2 protein-coding genes are annotated in these 574 nt (G+C 49.8%); both read right to left on the bottom strand.

Annotated features, from left to right (window positions below):
* The coding region (locus KJQ99_RS09535; RefSeq protein WP_214150689.1) for a hypothetical protein at window positions 1–250 on the bottom strand (250 nt) is incomplete at its 3' end.
* The coding region (locus tag KJQ99_RS09530; protein ID WP_214150688.1) for a phage Gp19/Gp15/Gp42 family protein at window positions 243–574 on the bottom strand (332 nt) is incomplete at its 5' end. The genes KJQ99_RS09530 and KJQ99_RS09535, both read right to left, overlap by 8 nt.

The following is a 574-nucleotide window of genomic DNA, read 5'->3' as shown; positions in this document are numbered from 1 at the left end:
TTCGCCAGGTCTGACCAAAAAACTTGACCTGCCGATTGGTCCAGGTGTGCGAATCTCCTTTAGGTATGGCTAGCTCATACACGATCTTCTTGCCAGTCAAGCTCATCTCGGCAGTAACATCATCCGTTGACGCTGGCGCTATCAGAACGTTGTCAACAGCAATCTCTTCCTTGACCGTAACCGGCTGTCCAAACGGGTCTTCTGATTCCTCTGTCTCGTCAACGAGAATAACTGTAATTCCTTTAAGCATACGGGTCAATCACCCCATATCTCTGACGTTTCAATCCCAGGCGCTTAAGCTCAGTGTCCTTGATAAACAATCCACCGCCAGGAACAAGGAATGAACCACTGTAGGAGTAGCCTAAAGCGCTCTCCGTCATCTGTGTCATCGGTTCCTGATCAGTTGACGTCATCAGCGTTCTCGCTACAACATCAACGGTCACAGACTTTAAAACGCTCGCATAAGCATCGCTGTCGGCCGCCAGTGCATCAAGATTTTTGCCCACGTTGTCCGCTTCGACACGCAGACTATCAGAGACCTTGCTCTCATACACATCTGACCCTGCCCACGAAT

The sequence above is a fragment of the Campylobacter sp. 2018MI13 genome, from assembly GCF_018501135.1.
In the GTDB taxonomy this organism is placed as follows: domain Bacteria; phylum Campylobacterota; class Campylobacteria; order Campylobacterales; family Campylobacteraceae; genus Campylobacter_E.
This window is presented reverse-complemented; position numbering and strand designations above follow the sequence as displayed.